This window comes from Kitasatospora sp. NPDC101157 (assembly GCF_044768255.1).
GTDB lineage: Bacteria > Actinomycetota > Actinomycetes > Streptomycetales > Streptomycetaceae > Kitasatospora.
On sequence record NZ_JBIWPL010000012.1, the window covers coordinates 163,684 to 182,708 of the forward strand.

At 70.7% G+C, this 19,025-nt stretch carries 7 protein-coding genes; 2 read left to right on the forward strand and 5 right to left on the reverse strand.

The window, feature by feature from the left end:
• Nucleotides 1-96: 96 nt before the first annotated feature.
• Together dxs and ACIRVF_RS23755 are read right to left on the reverse strand one after the other, a co-directional pair.
• A complete protein-coding gene (gene dxs / locus ACIRVF_RS23750) occupies nt 97-2,001 on the reverse strand; it encodes a 1-deoxy-D-xylulose-5-phosphate synthase (RefSeq protein WP_402821115.1) in 1,905 nt (634 codons plus the stop codon).
• Between the two features lie 279 nt (nt 2,002-2,280).
• Complete coding sequence (locus tag ACIRVF_RS23755) at nt 2,281-3,459, reverse strand: ROK family protein (RefSeq protein WP_402821118.1); 1,179 nt, start codon at nt 3,457-3,459, stop codon at nt 2,281-2,283.
• 753 nt (nt 3,460-4,212) lie between these two features.
• Here ACIRVF_RS23755 and ACIRVF_RS23760 point away from each other — a divergent pair.
• A complete protein-coding gene (locus ACIRVF_RS23760; RefSeq protein ID WP_402821121.1) occupies nt 4,213-5,883 on the forward strand; it encodes a PQQ-binding-like beta-propeller repeat protein in 1,671 nt (556 codons plus the stop codon).
• A gap of 144 nt (nt 5,884-6,027) precedes the next feature.
• Nucleotides 6,028-8,607: an aminopeptidase N gene (pepN, locus tag ACIRVF_RS23765; protein WP_402821124.1), complete on the forward strand. Its 2,580-nt coding sequence runs from the start codon at nt 6,028-6,030 to the stop codon at nt 8,605-8,607.
• 108 nt (nt 8,608-8,715) lie between these two features.
• Here pepN and ACIRVF_RS23770 read toward each other — a convergent pair whose 3' ends face one another.
• From ACIRVF_RS23770 to ACIRVF_RS23780, 3 genes are all read right to left on the reverse strand, one after another.
• Entirely contained in the window at nt 8,716-8,940 is a 225-nt protein-coding gene (locus ACIRVF_RS23770; protein ID WP_402821127.1) for a hypothetical protein, read from the reverse strand.
• 61 nt (nt 8,941-9,001) lie between these two features.
• Nucleotides 9,002-11,125 (reverse strand): 4-alpha-glucanotransferase, encoded by a 2,124-nt coding sequence (gene malQ, locus ACIRVF_RS23775; protein WP_402821130.1) that lies wholly within the window; start codon nt 11,123-11,125, stop codon nt 9,002-9,004.
• A gap of 425 nt (nt 11,126-11,550) precedes the next feature.
• Nucleotides 11,551-18,774, reverse strand: a complete 7,224-nt coding sequence (locus ACIRVF_RS23780; protein ID WP_402821133.1) for a polymorphic toxin-type HINT domain-containing protein — start codon at nt 18,772-18,774, stop codon at nt 11,551-11,553.
• Between the last annotated feature and the right edge of the window lie 251 nt (nt 18,775-19,025).

Sequence of the window (19,025 nt, forward strand, 5' to 3'; positions counted from 1 at the left end):
CCGCGACGAACTGTTACAGAGTTACGACAATCGGTCGTCGGCGGAACGGACTACGGCGACCGGGGGCGCCGTCGGTCCGTTCCGCCGACCGTCGTCTCAGGCCTTGACCGGTGCCGCGTCCAGCTTGGCGACCAGGGCGGCCACCCGCTGGGCGATGTCGGGGCCGTTCAGGCCGATCTCGGCCAGGATCTCGTTCCGGCTGGCGTGGTCCAGGAACTCCTGCGGAATGCCGAAGTCACGCACCGGCAGGTCCACGTCCGCGTCCCGCAGCGCCTGCGCGACGGCCGCGCCGACGCCGCCCACCCGGCCGTTGTCCTCGATGGTGACGACCACCCGGTGCTCGGCGGCCAGGCCCGGCAGGGCCGGGTCCACCGGCTTGACCCAGCGCGGGTCCACCACGGTGGCGGTGATCCCCTCGGCGGCCAGCAGGTCGGCGACCTCCAGGCTGGTGGGGGCCATCGCACCGACCGAGACGATCAGCACGTCGGCGCGGTGGGCGCCGGAGGGCTCCTCGGCGGCGCGCAGCACGTCCATGCCGCCGACCCGGCCGACCGCGGGGACGGCCGGGCCGACCGTGCCCTTGGAGTAGCGGACCACCGTCGGGGCGTCCTTGACCAGGACGGCCTCGCGCAGCTGGGCGCGGACCTGGTCGGCGTCGCGCGGGGCGGCCAGCCGCAGGCTCGGGATGACCTGGAGGATCGACATGTCCCACATGCCGTTGTGCGAGGCGCCGTCCGTGCCGGTGACACCGGCCCGGTCGAGCACGAAGGTGACGCCCAGCTTGTGCAGCGCCACGTCCATCAGGACCTGGTCGAAGGCGCGGTTCAGGAAGGTCGCGTAGACCGCGAACACCGGGTGCAGCCCGTTGGTGGCCAGTCCGGCGGCGCTGGTGACGGCGTGCTGCTCGGCGATGCCGACATCGAAGATGCGGTCCGGGAACTCCTTGGCGAAGGGGGCCAGGCCGACCGGGTGGAGCATCGCGGCGGTGATCGCGACGATGTCCTCGCGCTCGTGGCCGAGCGCGACCATCTCCTCACCGAAGACCGAGGTCCAGTCCTTGCCCGAGTTCTTGACCGGCAGGCCGGTGTCCGGGTGGATCACGCCGACGGCGTGGAAGCGGTCCTCGTCGTTGTTCTCGGCGGCGTGGTAGCCGCGGCCCTTCTCGGTGAGGCAGTGCACGATCACCGGGCCGCCGAAGCCGCGCGCCTTGGTCAGCGCGGACTCCAGGGCGGTCAGGTCGTGGCCGTCGATCGGGCCGATGTACTTGAGGCCGAGGTCCTCGAACATGCCCTGCGGGGCGATGAAGTCCTTGAGGCCCTTCTTGGCGCCGTGCAGCGTCTCGAACAGCTGCTGGCCGACCACCGGAGTGCGCTGCAGCGCGTCCTTGCCCCAGGAGAGGAAGCGCTCGTAGCCCTGGGTGGTGCGCAGCGTGGCGAGGTGGTTGGCCAGGCCGCCGATGGTCGGCGAGTAGGAGCGCTCGTTGTCGTTGACGACGATGACGACCGGGAGGTCCTTGGCGTCGGCGATGTTGTTGAGCGCCTCCCAGGCCATGCCGCCGGTGAGCGCGCCGTCGCCGATGACGGCGACGACCGGGTCCGCCTTGCCCTGGATCTTGTTGGCCTTGGCGAGGCCGTCGGCGTACGAGAGGACCGTGGAGGCGTGCGAGTTCTCGATCACGTCGTGCTCGGACTCAGCGCGGGAGGGGTAGCCGGACAGGCCGCCGCTCATTTTCAGCCGGGAGAAGTCCTGGCGGCCGGTGAGCAGCTTGTGGACGTAGCTCTGGTGGCCGGTGTCGAAAAGGATGCGGTCGCGCGGCGAGTCGAACACCCGGTGCAGCGCGATGGTGAGCTCCACCACGCCGAGGTTCGGGCCGAGGTGACCGCCCGTCTTGGAGACCTCGGTCACCAGGAAGGTCCGGATCTCCTGGGCCAGTGCGGCCAGCTGTCCGGGCGTGAGCCGGTCGAGATCGCGCGGTCCCCGAATGCGGGTCAGCAGGGCCACCCGTTCCTCCTCGTTCAGTGTTCGCGGACCACGGACGGTCCGACGGGCGTCGCTGCCCGGTCCGGCGGCAGGCCGGTGGTCGCGGCCGGTACCGACCGGTCGAGTCTAATGTCCGCCTGCCGGACACCGAGCGGCGCGCCCGGTGCCACCGGCTGGTTACCGCCATTCCGGGAGGTCGGTCGGGGGGCGTCGGTCAATCCGCGTTGACGAACGGGTGTTCTGGTCGCGGGATCGGGGCGGGGAGGACGTGGGTGGCGGGCAGGGCCGGGGACGGGGGCGTCAGTGGCGGGCGAGGGCGCCGGACTCGCCCATCTCGCTCATCACCAGGGCGAGCGCGCCGAGCACCTCCGCGCGGCCGCCGAGGGTGCCGGGGACCACCGAGAGCTGGCGGGCGGCACTGGGGATGGCGTAGCGGGCGACCGAGTCCCGGATGGGGGCGAGCACCAGCTCACCGGCCTCGGCGAGGTCGCCGCCGAGGATCACCCGGCGGGGGTTGAGCAGGTTGCACAGGGTCGCCACGCCCGTGCCGATCTGACGGCCGGCGTCGGCGATCACCCGGCGGCAGCCCAGGTCGCCCTGGTGCGCCAGCTCCACCACCCGGGGCAGCGAGAGGTCCGAACCGAGGGTGGAGGTGAGCAGCGAGAGGAGGTAGCGGGAGCCGACGAAGGTCTCCAGGCAGCCGCGGTTGCCGCAGCGGCAGACCGGGCCCGCCTCGTCCAGGGTGATGTGCCCGATCTCACCCGCGGTGCCGCCCGGGCCGCGGTAGATCTGGCCGTTCACCACCAGGCCGGCGCCCACGCCGCTGGCGATCTTGATGTACGCGAGGTCGCTCAGGCCGCGGCCGGCCCCCCAGACCAGCTCGCCGAGCGCGCCCAGGTTGGCGTCGTTGTCCACGTGCACCGGCATGCCGAGCCGCTCGGCCAGCTCCCGGCCCGGGGCGATGCCCGTCCAGCCCGGCAGGATCGCGGTCGACCCGAGCGCGCCGGTCTCCACGTCGATCGGGCCGGGCACGCCCAGGCCCACGCCGATCACCTTCTCCGGACGGAAGCCCGCCTGCTCCAGCAGCCGTTCCACCATCGCCTCGGCCCGGTCGAAGCCCTGGGCCGCGGAGACGTCCACGTCGATCGGGGCGCTCTCCTCGGCCAGCACCCGGTGGGCGAGGTTGCCGACCGCGACGCGGAGGTGGGTGTGGCCGAAGTCGATGCCGACGACGATGCCGGCGTCACCGCTGAGCGAGACGCTGCGGGCGCGGCGGCCGCCGGAGGAGGTGTCGGCCACCACGACGGTGCCGCTCTCCTTCAGTTCCCGCACGATGTTGGAGACGGTGGCCGCGGAGAGGCCGGTGCCGCGGGCGATCTCGGCCTGGGTGAGCGAGCCGGCCATCCGCACCGCGCGGAGCACCCGTTCCAGGTTCGCCCGGTGCAGGGACGACTGTGAGCCCGGTGTGTCCGTCGACATGATCCGCCCTCCCAGGGGTGGGGAGCCCTCGGTCGGGTGTCCCCTTCAACTCCTGAAGCCTACGGCTCGGGGGCTTTGGGGGGTGTCGTCCGGGGGTGGGGGTGAGGGGGGTGCTGTTGGGGGTGGGGCTTTCGGGAGGGTGGGTGACGCCGGGGGCGGTTCCGGGGGTGGGTGCTCCGGGGGCTGGGTGATTTTCGGACTGCCGACTCTGTGGGTGGGGGCTTTGGACCGTTGGCAGTCTGAAAATCACCCGTTACGCCCCCTTCCGCACCCACCCCCTCCACCGCCCCCTCCCGCAGCGCGTCCCTCTCGCCTGGGTTGAGTGGGAGGGGGAGGGGTGGTGTGGGGGGCGGGGTGCGGGCGCGCGGGGGGGTTGCCCGCGCGTCCATGGTGGGGGGCGGGGTGTGGGCGCGCGGGGTGTTGCCCGCGCGTCCACGAGGGAGGGAGCGTGGGGGCGGGGTGGGTGCAGGGTGAAGGTGTTGCGTGGTCAGGGGGTGTCGGGGTGGGGCGGGTGGTCCTGGCAACGGCTGAATTCCCACTCGCCACTAGCATGGTGCCGAATCTCACCCGTCCCATCGGACCGTGGACGGTACCGGCAGGGGGACGCTTCCAGATATGACGGGGAATCAGATGGCAGGGGATCACCCTACGCCGGGTGCGGGCGACGCAGCCGGCAGCGGCCCGCAGGAAAACCGGGGCGTTTCGTTCGGGCGCCCGGCAGGCGGCGTGGATCCTGCCGCCGTCGCGGACCAGATGACACAGCTCGACGGCTCGGCGATCCCGGGTCAGGCCTCGCCCGTCGGCCCGCCGCCGGCCCAGCCGCCCGCGCCGCCGGCCCAGCCGCCGGCGCAGCCGCCGGCGGGTGGCGCCGACTACATGGCGTACGCGCCGACCGCGGCCGGGGGGTTCCCCGCGCAGGCGCCGCCGCCCGGTGCGCCGATCGGCCCGTACGACCCGGTTCCCGGGGGCGGTTACGCCGCGCCGGACCCGTCCCAGGGGTACGGGTACGACTACCAGCAGCAGCCCGGGTACACCTACCCGGGCATGCCGGTGCCCGCGGCGCCCAAGCAGCGCAACCCGGTGATGCTGTGGGGTGGGATCATCGGCGGTGTGCTGGCGATCGCCATCGTGATCGGACTGGTCGTGCTGCTCCAGCCGAACCCCAAGCCCAACCCGAACCCGGGTCCCGCGGCCGACTCGGGCGGCACCAGCACCAGCACCTCCGCCGGCGGAACCAGCGGGGACACCACGACCGACTCGTCCAAGACCACGTACAAGGTCGCCTGGAACGCCGCCAAGGACCCCAACGCGGACTCGTCCTCGCAGCTGCTCGGTGTCTGGGGGGCCTCCTCGGGCTCCGACTCGTTCGCGGTGCGCGCGGACACCAACGGCATCCGGGCGTACAACCTGGCGGACGGCAAGCAGGCCTGGAACATCCCGGTGCCGTCCGGCAGCAAGGAGCTGTGCACCGCCTCCCGGTCGCGCAACGCCAAGAACATCATCGCGGTCTCCTTCAACACCGGTGACTACGACTGTTCGACCATCGGTGCCGTCGACATCGCCCAGGGCAAGCTGCTCTGGAGCGTCAAGGCCAGCCCGGACAAGCTGTCCAACCCGGCCCTGAGCGTCACCGACAAGGTGGTCGCCGTCGGTTCCCTCGGCGCGCTGAACATCGACAACGGACAGTCCGTCTGGCAGTTCAAGGGGCGCGGCAAGGACTGCACCGTGTACGGCGCCGCGGCCGGCTCCGTGATCGCGGCCAGCGACCGCTGCTACGACACCGGCCTCCAGAAGTCGGTGCTGCAGGTCGTCAACGCCGAGACCGGCAATCCCGTCAGCCAGGCGATCCCGCTCAACGGCCAGATCGAGCGCATCGACGCGGTCATCAGCACCCAGCCGCTGGTGGTCCTGATGTCCGGCGGCACGAACGGCGACTACATCCTGCCGTTCGACGACAGCTACAAGCCCGGGAACCCGATGTCGACCAAGGAGGCCGGCTCGGACAGCCTGCGCCTGTCCGGCCAGTCCGACCCCATCAGCAACAACGTGGTCGTCGGCAAGACGCTGTACGTCCAGATCGACGGCAGCAAGTCGGGCATCAACGCGTACGACCTGGGCACCGGCAAGCGCATCTGGTCGGCCAGCTCCCCGTCGTCCAGCAACGACATGCGACTGGTCCCCGGCACCACCAAGGACGGCAAGGTCCGGGCCATCGTCGGCCAGGGCTACGACAAGCCGGCCAAGCTGGTCGCGCTGTCGCCGACCGACGGCTCGATGACCGACATCGGCACCATGGCGATGCCGAACGGCCTGGACATCGGGATGAGCATGGTCCAGTACTTCATTCCCGACGACAACAGCCAGGTGGTCGCCTACCGTCGCAGCAGCGGCTACGCGCCGCCGATGACGAAGTGGTCGAAGTGACGTAGGGAGACTGGCGTCCCCAGCAAGGGCGGGGCGGGTCCGGGCCGATGGTCCCGGGGCCGCCCCGCCTTCGGCTTATCCGGTCGGGGCACCCCTCGGGCGTGCGAGGATTCGGTCCATCAGCCTGACGAAGGAGTGCAGCGAGTGCCCGGCACCAACCTGACCCGCGAAGAGGCCCGCACCCGGGCCGACCTCATCCGGGTGGACGCGTACGACATCGAGCTCGACCTCGGCTCGGCCCGCGAGGGCGGCACCTTCCGGTCCACGACCGTGGTCCGGTTCACCGCCACCACCCCCGGCGCCGACAGCTTCATCGACCTCGTCGCCCCCGGCGTCGAGGAGATCACCCTCAACGGCGCGGCGCTCGACCCGGCGAGCTTCGCCGACAGCCGCATCCCGCTGCCCGGTCTGGCGGCCGAGAACGAGCTCCGGGTGGTCGCCAACTGCGCGTACAGCAACACCGGTGAGGGCCTGCACCGGTTCGTCGACCCGGTCGACGGCGAGACCTACCTGTACACCCAGTTCGAGGTGCCGGACGCCCGGCGGGTCTTCGCGAACTTCGAACAGCCCGACCTGAAGGCCACGTTCGCGTTCACCGTGACCGCCCCCACCGGCTGGGTCGTGGTCTCCAACTCGCCGACCCCCGAGCCGGTCGGCGAAGGCGCCACCCAGGTCTGGAAGTTCGAGCCGACCGGCCGGATCTCCAGCTACATCACCGCCCTGGTCGCCGGCCCGTACGTGGGGGTCTTCGACGCCTACGAGAAGGGCGAGCAGCGGGTGCCGCTGGGCGTCTACTGCCGTCCATCGATGCGCGAGTACCTGGACGCCGAGGCGATCTTCGAGGTCACCAAGCAGGGTTTCGACTACTTCCAGGAAAAGTTCGACTACCCGTACCCGTTCGCCAAGTACGACCAGCTCTTCGTCCCGGAGTTCAACGCCGGCGCGATGGAGAACGCGGGCGCCGTCACCCTCCGCGACCAGTACGTGTTCCGCTCCAAGGTCACCGACGCCGCGTACGAGGCGCGCGCCGCCACGATCCTGCACGAGCTCGCCCACATGTGGTTCGGCGACCTCGTCACCATGGAGTGGTGGAACGACCTCTGGCTCAACGAGTCCTTCGCGACCTTCGCCGAGGCCGTCTGCCAGGCCGAGGCCCCCGGCTCGAAGTGGCCGCAGTCCTGGACCACGTTCGCCAACCAGATGAAGACCTGGGCCTACCGGCAGGACCAGCTGCCGTCCACCCACCCGATCATGGCGGACATCAACGACCTGGAGGACGTCCAGGTCAACTTCGACGGCATCACCTACGCCAAGGGCGCCTCGGTGCTCAAGCAGCTGGTGGCGTACGTCGGCCAGGACGCCTTCTTCGAGGGCGTGCGCTCCTACTTCAAGCGCCACGCGTGGGGCAACACCCGGCTCAGCGACCTGCTCGGCGCCCTGGAGGAGGCCAGCGGACGCGACCTCAAGGCCTGGTCCAAGGCCTGGCTGGAGACGGCCGGGATCAACGTGCTGCGCCCGTCCCTGACGGTGAACACGGACGGTGACATCGAGTCGTTCGCGGTTCTGCAGGAGGCGCCCGCGCTGCCCGCCGGCGCCAAGGGCGAGGCCGTGCTGCGGCCGCACCGGATCGCGATCGGCCTGTACGAGCTGGTCGACGGTGCGCTGGTGCGCACGGACCGGATCGAACTGGACCTCGACGGCGCCCGCACCGAGGTGCCGGAGCTGGTCGGACGCCACCGGCCGGCCGTCGTGCTGCTGAACGACGACGACCTGTCGTACGCCAAGATCCGCCTCGACGAGGACTCGCTGGCCGTCGTCACCGAGAACCTCGGCGGTTTCACCGAGTCGCTGCCGCGCGCCCTGTGCTGGGCCTCCGCCTGGGACATGACCCGCGACGGCGAGCTGGCCGCCCGCGACTACCTGTCGCTGGCGCTGTCCGGCATCGGGCGGGAGAGTGACATCGGCGTCGTGCAGTCCGTGCAGCGCCAGGTCAAGCTGGCCCTGGACGCCTACACCGACCCGGACTGGCGCGAGCAGGGCCTCGCCCGCTGGGCCACCGCCGCCGAGGAGCACCTGCGCGCCGCCGAGCCCGGCAGCGACCACCAGCTGGCCTGGGCCCGCACCCTCGCCGCGGTCGCCCGGACGGACGGTCAGCTGGACCTGCTGACCGGGCTGCTGGACGGCTCGGTGGAGATCAAGGGCCTGGCCGTGGACACCGAGCTGCGCTGGACGCTGCTGTCCCGGCTCTCCGCCACCGGCCGGGCCGACGAGGCCGCGGTCGTCGCCGAGCTGGAGCGGGACAACACGGCGGCCGGCCAGGAGCACGCGGCCACCTGCCGCGCCTCCCGCCCGACGGAGGAGGCGAAGGCGCAGGCCTGGGCCTCGGTGGTGGAGTCCGACAAGCTGACCAACTATCTGCAGGAGGCCGTGATCGCCGGCTTCCAGCAGTCGGACCAGCGGGAGCTGCTGGCGCCGTACGCGGAGAAGTACTTCGCCGCGGTGAAGCACATCTGGGAGACCCGCAGCCACGAGATCTCGCAGCAGATCATCGTCGGGCTGTACCCGGCGCTGCAGGTCTCCGAGGCGACGCTGGCCGCCACGGACGCCTGGCTGGCCTCGGCCGAGCCGGCGCCGGCGCTGCGGCGCCAGGTGGTCGAGGCCCGGGCCGGGGTCGAGCGCGCGCTCAAGGCGCAGGCGGTCGACAAGGCGGCCGGGGCGCGGTGAAGCGGTTCCTGAACGCCTGAAACCCCGAAGGGGGCGCCGGACGGATCGTCCGGCGCCCCCTTCGGGGTGGTGCGGGGTGGTGCGGGTGGTGCAGGTCCTGGTGGACGGCTACTTCTTCTTCTTGCCGTACGGCATGGCCGCCAGGCCCGCGATGATCGCGAACGCGGCGAGCGGGATCAGCACGTACAGGCCGACGGTCTGGCCGACGCTCAGGCCGGGGCCCGGGTCGTCACCGTCGTCCCTGGTGAGGGCCATGGCGGGCGACGACAGCAGCATCATCAGCGTGACCGTTGCGGTGACCGCGCCGGCTCGCAAAGCGTTCCTCTTGTCCACGTTTCCAACTTACCCGGCACTTACCGGAGGGCGCGCGTCGGGGTGGGGCCGGGGGCTCCGGTCACGGGTTCCGGCGATCGGGCAGCGCCAGGAGGTGGGCGAGGAGGCGGGCGGCGGGGGCAGTGGCGAGGCGGTCGAGGGTGACCGGGTCGCCCGCGCCGTCGGCGACCGGGAGGCGCCAGTTCGGGTACTGGTCCCAGGTGCCGGGCAGGTTCTGCGGGCGCGGGTCGCCGACCAGGTCCGGCAGCCAGACGCCGACCAGCTCCGCCGGGGTGGAGCGGAGGAAGCGGTAGAGCGCCGGCATCGACAGCGGCTCGTCGGGGGTGAGCAGCCCCCGGTCGATCAGTTCGGCCCGCCAGTCGGCCAGCTCGGCGGCTGCCTCCTGCTGCTCCTCGGGGAGCGGGCGGGCCAGCAGGCCGAGGCGGTGGCGCAGCTCGACGTGCTCGCCGGAGAGGCGGGCGGCGGTGCTCGGCAGATCGTGGGTGGTGAGGGTGGCCAGGCAGCCGGGGCGCCAGCGGTCGGGGGGCAGGATCTGCCCGGTGCTGTCCCAGTCCCGCTCGAACCAGAGCACGGAGGTGCCGAGGATGCCCCGGGCCGCCAGCTCCTCGCGCACGCCCGGCTCGACGGTGCCGAGGTCCTCGCCGATCACCGCGGTACCGGCCCGGTGGGCTTCCAGGGCCAGCACGCCGAGCATCGCCTCGGCGTCGTAGCGGACGTAGGCGCCCTCGGTGGGCGGGTGGCCGTTCGGGACCCACCAGAGGCGGAAGAGGCCCATCACGTGGTCGATGCGAAGGGCTCCGGCGTGGCGTGTCGCGCTCCGGATCAGCTCCGCGTACGGGGCGTAGCCGGCGGCGGCCAGGGCGTCCGGGCGCCAGGGCGGGAGGCCCCAGTCCTGGCCGTGGGCGTTGAAGGCGTCCGGCGGGGCGCCCGTCGAGATGCCGCCGGCCAGCACGTCCTGGAGCGCCCAGGCGTCGGCGCCGTCCGGGTGGACGCCGACGGCGAGGTCGTGGATCAGGCCCACCGGCATGCCGGCCTCGCGGGCGCTGCGCTGGGCGTCGGCGAGCTGCTGGTCGACCTGCCAGGCGAGCCAGCGGTGGAACTCGACGTGTTCCTGGAGCTCCTTGGCGGCCTGCTCGATCTGTGGGCCGTTCGGGTGACGCAGACCCTTCGGCCAGTGGTGCCAGTCGGGGCCGTGGGCCTCCGCCAGGGCGTTCCAGAGGGCGTGCCGGCGCAGCCACTCGCCCTCGCGGCGCTGGAACGCCTCGTACGCGGCCTGCCGGCCGGGGCCGCGCGGGACCTCGTGGAGGAGCTGGAGGGCCTCGCGCTTGAGCGCCCAGACGGCGTCGCGGTCGACCAGGCCGTCGTGGGCGAGGACTTCGTCGCGGAGGCGGGCGGCGCGGCGGGTGAGGTCGTCGGCCTGCTGCCGCTGTTCGGCGTCGAGGTAGGCGTACTCGGGGACGGCCTCGATCCGCAGGTGCACCGGGTCGGCGAAGCGGCGGGAGGACGGGCGGTAGGGGGACGGGTCGGAGGGGGTGCCGGGCAGGGCTTGATGGAGCGGGTTGATCTGCACGAAGCCAGCGCCGAGGCCGGCGCCGGCCCACTGGGCGAGCTCGGCGAGGTCGCCCAGATCGCCCATGCCCCAGGAGCGGTCGGACAGGACCGAGTACAGCTGCGCGAGGAAACCCCAGCTGCGGCCTGGGAGTTGGGGCAGCCGCTGCGGGGCGACGATCAGCGGCGCCTGCTCCCTCCTGCTGTTGCTCTCCGCCGTGAGGGTGTGCCGCCCGAGCGGCAGGTCGGCGGGCAGCCAGTGCGAGTGGCCGCACGGCAGCTCCCAACTGCCGCCGCCCTCCAGCTCCACGTGCAGCCGGGCGTCGGCCGGCACGTCCAGCGCGGTGCGCCGCCCCTGCCGGACCACCACACAGGGCGGCAGCAACTTCTCGCGCTGCTCGGCACGGTGACGCTCCAGCGCCTCCCGCACCTCCTCCGGCGTCTCCGCCGCCACCCCCAGCGCCCCCAGCACCGCCACCAGCGTCCGCGCCCCCACCGCCTGCCCACCCGGGCCGGGGTAGCGGGCATCCACCCCGTACGCCTGGGCCAGCGCCACCAGTTCGGCCGGTGGCGGCGGCGCATCCTGCGCCGGCACCTTCAGCCCGTCGGCTCCGTCACTGTCGTGGTAAGCGGCCACTCGCGGCTCCTGCGATGTCTCGGCAACACCCGGGTAGGACTCCCCAGTCCTACCCGGGTGATGATGCGATCACGCTGCGCGACACGGAGACGCCCGACCCCAGAGCAAGGTAGGAGGCCCCAGATCCCAGAAGATCGCCCCTGGATCGGCCAGCCCGCTCGCCCACGACAGCCTTCACCGGGTGCCGTGAAGTTTTCTACGAATCTCCACAGCCCGCCTCCGCGCTAGCGCCGCCCCGGACTGCGCCTGCTTTCGGTCCGACTCAAACAAGAGGACGGTTGAAAGTCGCTCCAGAGCATCCGCCATCCGTTCCTGCCAAGCCGCAAACGCCTCCGACTCCTCTGAGCCAGCCGGCCTCCCGGAACGAACCTTGCGCAAATTCCGCAGTGATTCCTTTAGATTTGTCGGAATAGGATCCATATCAGCTAGCCATTTCCACCAATAATCTTGAGGAACCTCTTACACGCAGGGCACGGGCCAATCAGCTCCCCATGCTCCGGAAGATCAAACGCATTTCCACGACCACCGCCGCCGATCTTAACAGACTGGAACGTGGCATCCAACCGAGAAATTCCCTCCTTCTCAAATTTGATGGCACATCCGATCTCACCACAGCCTCCATGGTGCGCCGACGCCTCGACCGCTGCTGCGGTCTCCTCCGGCATCATAACCGTCGGCCTGTCCACAGCATATGCCATGGCCTTGTGTTTTCCATCAGCAGAGACGATCTTTGTTGCCACATTCGGCCTACTTTCGGCAGGAATACTCAAGGCCGCATCCGCAAAGTCGAGCAAATCGTCATCTGCATCACCACAATTATTGTGCACCAGCACAGGGGTGACGCCAGCAATGACGTAGTACGTGTGGATCAGGTTGACGGTGAGGTTGTGGGTGGTGACGGCGTAGGGGTAGTTGCGGACGGACCGGATGGTGAGGGTGGTGCCGTCGGGCTGGCGGAGTTGTTCGCCGGAAGTGAGATCACCGGCGTCGACCCACTGCTTGCGAGTCTCGCTCCAGTAGGGGTGGTGGTGGGTGGAGGTGATCTTCGACTGGTCGGCGGCCGGGGGGCCGCGGGGGTTGGCGTCGTCGGTGAGGGTGAGGTCGGTGAAGTCCTTGTCGTCGGGGGTGGTGATGGTGGCGGTCACCGGTTCGGGGTGGGTCTCGCCGGTCTGGGGGTCGGTCGCCATGACGACGTCGCCCTCGTGAATGTCCTCGATGGACTTGAGACTGCCGTCCGCCATCAGGACCTGGGTGCCGGTGGGGAAGCTGTTCCGGCGCAGCGGGCAGCTGGCGGCCGCCGAGTCGTCGGCTTCCTTGGCTACGGCCTTTTCAGAGGTTCCCGCCGCGTCGGTTGCTGTCTCTTTCGCTGCTTTTTCTTCGGCTGCCTTGGCTGCGGCTGCTTCGGCTGCTCGGGCCTCCGATGCGGCGGTTTTGGCGGTGACGTAGGCGGCCTCGGCCTCCCTCGCCGCGCGTTCGCCTCCCCGGATGGCGTCGTAGATCCTGTTGATCTCCTTGTAGATCTTCAGGGCCTGGATGCCGACCTTGATGGCCTTGAAGATCTTGCCCCAGGGCAGGGTGTTGAGAGCGGTGTTGATGCAGGCCATCACATCGCCCTTGGTGAAGCAGTCACGGGCGTCGTTGAAGCCGATCAGATCGCCGACGATGTCGACAACCTTGTGCACGAGCTCGTCACGCTTGCGCTTGTTCTCGTTGACGACCTTGTTCGCCTCGTCGAGGGCGTCCTTGGCGTGCTGTTCCTCCGGGGTGGGCGGCGCCTTCGGGAGCACCCGCTTCGGAGCGACGTGGTCGATGTCGGTGATGTTGCCGTGGGAGTCCCCGTACCAGCCCGTGCACTCCGTTTCCTGGTTGCAGTCGACGCGCAGGCCGTTGGCGTCCGACTTGTTGATCGGGCTGTTGTTGGCGTACGCGTAGGCGTTCCACTGCTGGGGATCGCCTGCGACCGTGACGGGGTCGGGGCTGATGAAGCGGCCCGTGTTGGGGTCGTACTCGCGGGCGCCGAGGAGGGTGAAGCCGGTGGACTTCTCCTTGGTGCCGCCGACGAAGCCCTTGTCGCCGGCCCAGACGCCCGGCGCGGGTTGGGTGCCGCGGTCGTTGCCGAAGGGGTCGGTGGGGCGGCGGACGTGGGCCAGCGTCGACGCGTCGAACTGGACGCCGTTGGTCCCGTGCGGGTCCGCGCTCTGGTAGGCGAGCGTGGAGTTGCCGCTGGTCATGGTGCGGGTGATGGAGAGGCCGTTGGGGGCCGAGTAGCTGCGGACCGCGGTGATCGCCCCGGTCGCGGTGTCCAGGGTGATCTGGTCCGTGCCCATGTTGAGCGTGGTCTTGCCGAGGTCACGGCGGATCAGCTGGTTGCCCGACACGTCGTACAGGTAGCTGGTGGCGCCGTTCTGGCCGGTGCCGGTGATCTGGTCCAGCTTGCCCTGGGCGTTCCAGGTCAGCGTCCTGGTGCCAGGTGTGTCGGTGATCGCGGTGGTGTTGCCGGCCGCGTCGTAGGTGTAGGAGGTCACCGCGGTGCCGGCCGGGCCGGTGCGGGTGGACTTCATCAGCGCGTGCGGGCCGCCCGTGCCGCCACCCGTCTTCGGGTCGGTGGACGGGGTGTTGGGTCCGGTGCCGAAGGTCTGGGTGGTGGTGACGTCCTTGGCGGCGTTGCCGGTGACGTCCTTCTGGACCAGCTTGGTGCGGTTGCCGATGAGGTCGTACTCGTACTGCTGCCAGTACGGGGCCGGACCGCCGACGCTCGGCGCGGCACCGACGGACGGACCGTCGGAGTTGCTGCAGGCTCCGATGCCGGGCACGCTCGGCTGCGGCTTGGTGGTCTGGGTGCCGGTGTCGGTCCAGGCCTGGGTGAGACGGCCGAGGTAGTCGTGGGTGAAGCACTGCAGGTCGGCGACGGCGCCGTCCTGGGCGTCGCGGGCCGAGGTGACCTGACCCAACGGGTTGTAGGTGTAGTCGACCGAGTCGACGTGGGCGGTCGCGGCGGTCTGCTTGTCGACGATCGAGCGGGTGACCCGGCCCGTGGCGTCGTCGATGGCCATGGTGGCGACCACCTGGACGCCTGCTGCGCCCACCGTGGTGCGGTACGGCCGGCCGTACGGGTCGTAGCGGACGTCGGCCACATAGGTCTTGGGCTGGGCCAGGCCGAAGGCACCGGACAGGCCGCCGAAGTTGCCGACGTCGTCGGGGGCGAACTTCAGTGTCTCCCTGGCCATCCCGGCCACGGCGGGAAGCACCGTGGTCGAGAGACGACCGCCCTCGTCGTACGTGTTGTCGGTCTGGTAGACACCGGCCAGACCGCCCTCGACCGCCGGGATGGTGGCCTTGGCACCGAGTTCGCGGTAGCCGATGTCGTAGCCGGTGATCTCCGACTTGTAGGCGGCTCCGGTAGCCCCGCCGACGTAGCGGGTGGTGGAGGTCGGCTTGCCCAGGGCGAGGCTGTCGTACGTCCAGGCGGCGACCTGCTTGGCCGGGTCGACCGTCGTGCCCTCGTAGGCCGCGACGGTGCGGCCGAGCAGGTCGGTGACGGTGGTCGCGCTCTTGCCTCGCGAATCCGTGGCGGTGGTCAGGTTCTTGCTGTCGTCGTACGACGTCGTTCCGCTGCCGGAGTCAGGGTCGGTGGTCTTCACCGGCCGGCCGAGCAGGTCGTACTCGTAGGTCCAGGTGTTGCCGGCAGCGTCCTTGCGCCAGAGTTCCTTGCCCTCCGGCGAGTAGCCGTAGGTGGTCTCGTCGTACGCGCCGGTCGGGGTGTTCGACTTGTACTGGCGCAGCGCCACGGTGTTGCCGCGGGCGTCGGTGATGGTCGCCGATGCGAAGCCGCCGGCCGGCGGGGTGGTGCGGACCTCGTCGGCGCCGACGAAGTCGGTGTGGGTGCGCCACTGCTCGATGCCGTACGACTGGAAGATCGAGTCGACGGTGCGTCCCATGCCGTCGAACTTCTGGACGGTCTGAGCGGGGATCTTGCTGTCCGGCTCCACCCCGCCGTTGGGCAGGAAGAGCTGGCCGCTCGGCTGGGCCTGGTCGTTGTAGTAGGCGGCGCTGGTCTTGGTCTGCCAGCCGTGCGAGTCGAAGAGCGCGTCGGTGATCAGCCGGCCGGTGGCGCCCGAGGGCGGGGTCGCCTGGGTCTGCCGGACGCGACCGAGGCCGTCGTAGATGGTGAAGCTGGAGGTGTAGAGCTTCAGGCTGCCCATCAGCGCCTGGCTGAGCACCTGCGAGGGCGCCTTGGTGCCGTTGACCGAATAGGAGAACTTGCGGTTCGGTCGGTTCGGGTTCTTGGTCCGGTCGTTGCCCGGGCTCCAGGCGGCCACGGCGCGGCCGAGGGAGTCGAAGTCCTGCTCGCTGATCCGGCCGTTCTCGTCCTTGATCTTGAGCGGCGATCCGCGGCCGACGTCCAGCGTGCTGACCGTCTGCCAGCCCATCGGGTTGGTGTGGGTGACCTGCGTCGGCAGCTGGCCGGTGGCCGGGGAGTAGGCGGTCCTGGTCTCGGCGCCGGTCTGGTGGGTGGCGTCGGTACGGGTCGGGTCGACGGTGCTGACGACTCGGCCGTAGGCGTCGAAGCTCGCTCGGCCGGTGGTCCGGTAGACCGGGCGGCCGGCGTCGTCGTAGCGCTCCAGGGCCTCGGTCGAGGTCTGCTCGGACTTGGCGCCGGCCTGGCCCAGCGGCAGGCCGTCGAAGTACGCCCGGGTGTCGGCGACCGTGTTGTCCTTGGTCGGGGTCTGGCCGCAGGCGCCCTTGAGGACGAGGGTGTGCGAGGCCAGCTGCGTCGTGGCGTCGCCGGGGCCCTTGGCGTACTCGAAGGAGGTGCAGAGCAGTTGTTCGGGGTGCGCCAGGTCGCCGTTGTCGTAGACCGTCAGCGGACGGGCGAACGGGGTCGAGTCGTACGTGGTGGAGCGTTCGCTGGTGCGCCAGCCGCTGGCCAGCTTCTGCCGACTGGTCACCTTGAGGGAGTTGACCGCCCTCGCGGTGATCGCGGGCATCCCTCCGGACTGCTGGCGGGTGGCCGTGATCGGCCCCACCCACGGGTCGGAGACCGTGGTGGAGAGGAGCTCGCCGTTCTCGCCGTTGTAGTTGGCGGAGTCGCGGATGTAGCCGGCCAGGACGTTCTCGTCCTTGATGCTGCCGCCGTTGACGTCGGTCACGGACACCTGGCGGGTGGAGCCGTTGGCGAGGACGTCGCCGTCCATGCCCCGCAGGAAGGTGGCCACCGACTTGGTGCGCGGCGCCTCCACGGCGCTGCCACTGCCGGTGAGGGTGGTGACCGTCGCGTACCCGCGGAACTGGTCCCAGGTCCGGGCCTTGGGGTTGGGCATCTCGGAGTCGTTGCGGTGCCAGGCCGCGCCGCCGCCGTAGACGTAGTCGGTGACGACCACCGGGCTGCCGGTCGTGACCGAGTCCTCCTGGGTCACCGACTGCACGATGATCTTGTTGAACCAGTCGTTCACCGGATCCGGGTCGCTCTGCCCGGGCAGGTACCACTTGACCGGCATGCAGGCCATCGTGTTGCTGTCCTCGGAGGCCGGCATCTTGCCCCCGGGCTCCCGGGAGCACTCCGCGGGACGGTAGACGACGTTGATCAGACCACCGGTCTCGGTGGTGATCTTCTGGATGCGCGGACGGTTGTACGGCTCGATCGAGGCCGTGGTGCCGTCCGGGCGGACGATCTGCCCCTTGACGCGGTTGGCGATCTGCAGCGGCTGGAAGGACACCGCCGGCAGGGTGATCGGCGTGCGGCCGTTGCTGCCGGTGCGCTGGACCGAGTCGAGCCAGAGCGACGGTGAGGTGCCGTCGCCCGGGTCCGGGAAGGACTGGCCGAGGGCGAAGGAGTCGACCCCGCGGTAGGAGGAACCGGTCCAGACCTCGGTGTCGATCCTGGTGAGCCGCTTGGTGGTCCAGAAGGTGGGCGAGTAGACGGTGCAGTCGCCGTTCGCGTCGCAGTTCTGGTCGATCGGGGTGTCCGGCCAGTGCTTGGCGTTGGACTTGTTCCGCAGGGACGGGTCGCAGCTGAAGGTGTCGTCCGGCAGGCAGCGCTCGGCGGTGCGGAACCACACCTGGGCGGCCGGGTTGGCCTTGCCCTTGGCGGCGATCTGGTCGGGCAGACGCTGGCCGTAGCCGACCCAGGTCGGGTAGCTGGCGCGCTGGTACTGGGCCCGGGGACCGGTGCCGTTGTTCTGGCCGCCGCCCTGGACGTAGTAGTTCTGCTCCTGCTCGTACCGGTAGGTGATCAGGTTCTGGTGCGGGTCGACGACGTAGTCCAGCGACCACTGCCAGCCCATCTGGTTCCAGGTCTTGGTGGCCGGGGAACCGTCCTTGAGGCACGGGTCCTGGCCGCCGGGCCAGTAGATCGGCACGGTGGAGACCGAGTTGCTGGCCTGGTCGGTGCCGTCGCCGCCGGGCAGGTGGTTGGCCCCGAAGTAGTACTGGGTGCCGTCGCCGGTGGTGATCCGCCAGGCCTCGCCGTTCCAGGCGCCGTTGCTCTGGCCGGTCAGCCGCTCGACCTTGGTGCCGTCCTCGCCCTGCAGGTGCCACTCGCAGGACTTGTCGTCCTTGACCAGCTGGCCGGCGTGGCCCGCGAGCGACAGCTGGAGCAGGTCTCCGCCCCAGCACTGGTCGCCCGACCCTTCGACCCCCGCGTCCTTGCAGCTCTTGTAGCCGCGGACGATGGAGCCGGGGTGCCACTCCCAGCCCTCACCGATCCAGGACGACTGGGCGTTGGTGGAGGCGGTCTTGCCGTCCACCGCGGAGGAGTCGTAGCCGAGCGAGACGGCGGGGGCCGGACCGGCCAGCGCGGAGGGCAGCTCGACGGTGTAGCCGTAGGTGAAGTTGCCCGCGTTGGCGCCCGCCTGCCAGGAGGCGGACGGGGTGATCGGCGAGGCGGTGAAGTCGCCGCCGCTGCCCTTGGCGTCCGCCTCGACGGCGAGTGCCACGGCGGGGGAAGCCGTCGGCGGGCTGGAGAAGGCGCTGCCGGAGAAGGCCCCCGCGGCAAAGGACTTGGCCACCGAGGACTTGGTGACGGCGCCGGTCGGCTGGGGGACGTCGACCTCGGCCACCAGGCGGCCGGTGGCCTCGTCCCGGTGGGACGACACGGGGGTGCGCGTCGTACAGCCGGCCGCGCCCGGGGTGGTCAGCGCGCACCCGGGCAGCTGGACGACCCGGGCTCGCGAGCCCCAGTTGGCGCCCGCGTTCTTCGCCCAGGCCTGGACGTCGATCCCGACCTGGACCCGACCGACCTGGCTGCCCTCGCCGGTGTCGGTGAGCGCGACCAGGGCGCCGTTCACGCCGGCGGCCTTGGTCCGGCCCTGGTCGGCCAGCTCGACCTGGACGGTCGGGTCGGCGGCGCCGTCCCTGGCCGAGCCCGCATCGGCAGCCTTGGGAGTCGGTCCACCGGCGGCGGGCGACGCGATCCAGACCGGCAGCGAACCGGCCTGAACCGGCTGTCCCGGTACGGCGGTGGCTCTGCCGGACGGTGGACCGGAGTCGGCCGGTGGCGACCACTTCTTACCGGCATCGAGTGCCTGTCCGGAGGGCTTGCCGTCGGTGCCCTTCACCGGGCGGGTCTCCGGCACAGGCGTGTTCGGCGGCACCCAGACCTCGGGTGGGGCGGCGGCCTTGGCGACCGCTTGGACCGAGGGGAGCGTCACCACCGACATGCACACGGCCAGAGCGGCGGCCGTAGCCAGTCGCGAACTGCGCGAACGATTGAACAGCCGGAAGCGACGCGACACTTGATCCCCCCAAGGATTGCCAAGTCTTCGGGCGGGCCGACGGTGTCGACCCAAGCCCACGGCACCTTAGGGGCATACGACCTATCGAATGTGAGAAATTCTTAAAAACACATCATGTGATGACCATCACACTGAGAGCAACCCGCCACCACCCCTGACAACTCGGA

Coding starts and splice junctions, on each gene's coding strand:
- ACIRVF_RS23755 (WP_402821118.1), bottom strand. CDS start 3,459: ATGTCGACGGACACACCGGGCTCACAGTCGTCCCTGCACCGGGCGAAC.
- ACIRVF_RS23760 (WP_402821121.1), top strand. CDS start 4,213: ATGACACAGCTCGACGGCTCGGCGATCCCGGGTCAGGCCTCGCCCGTC.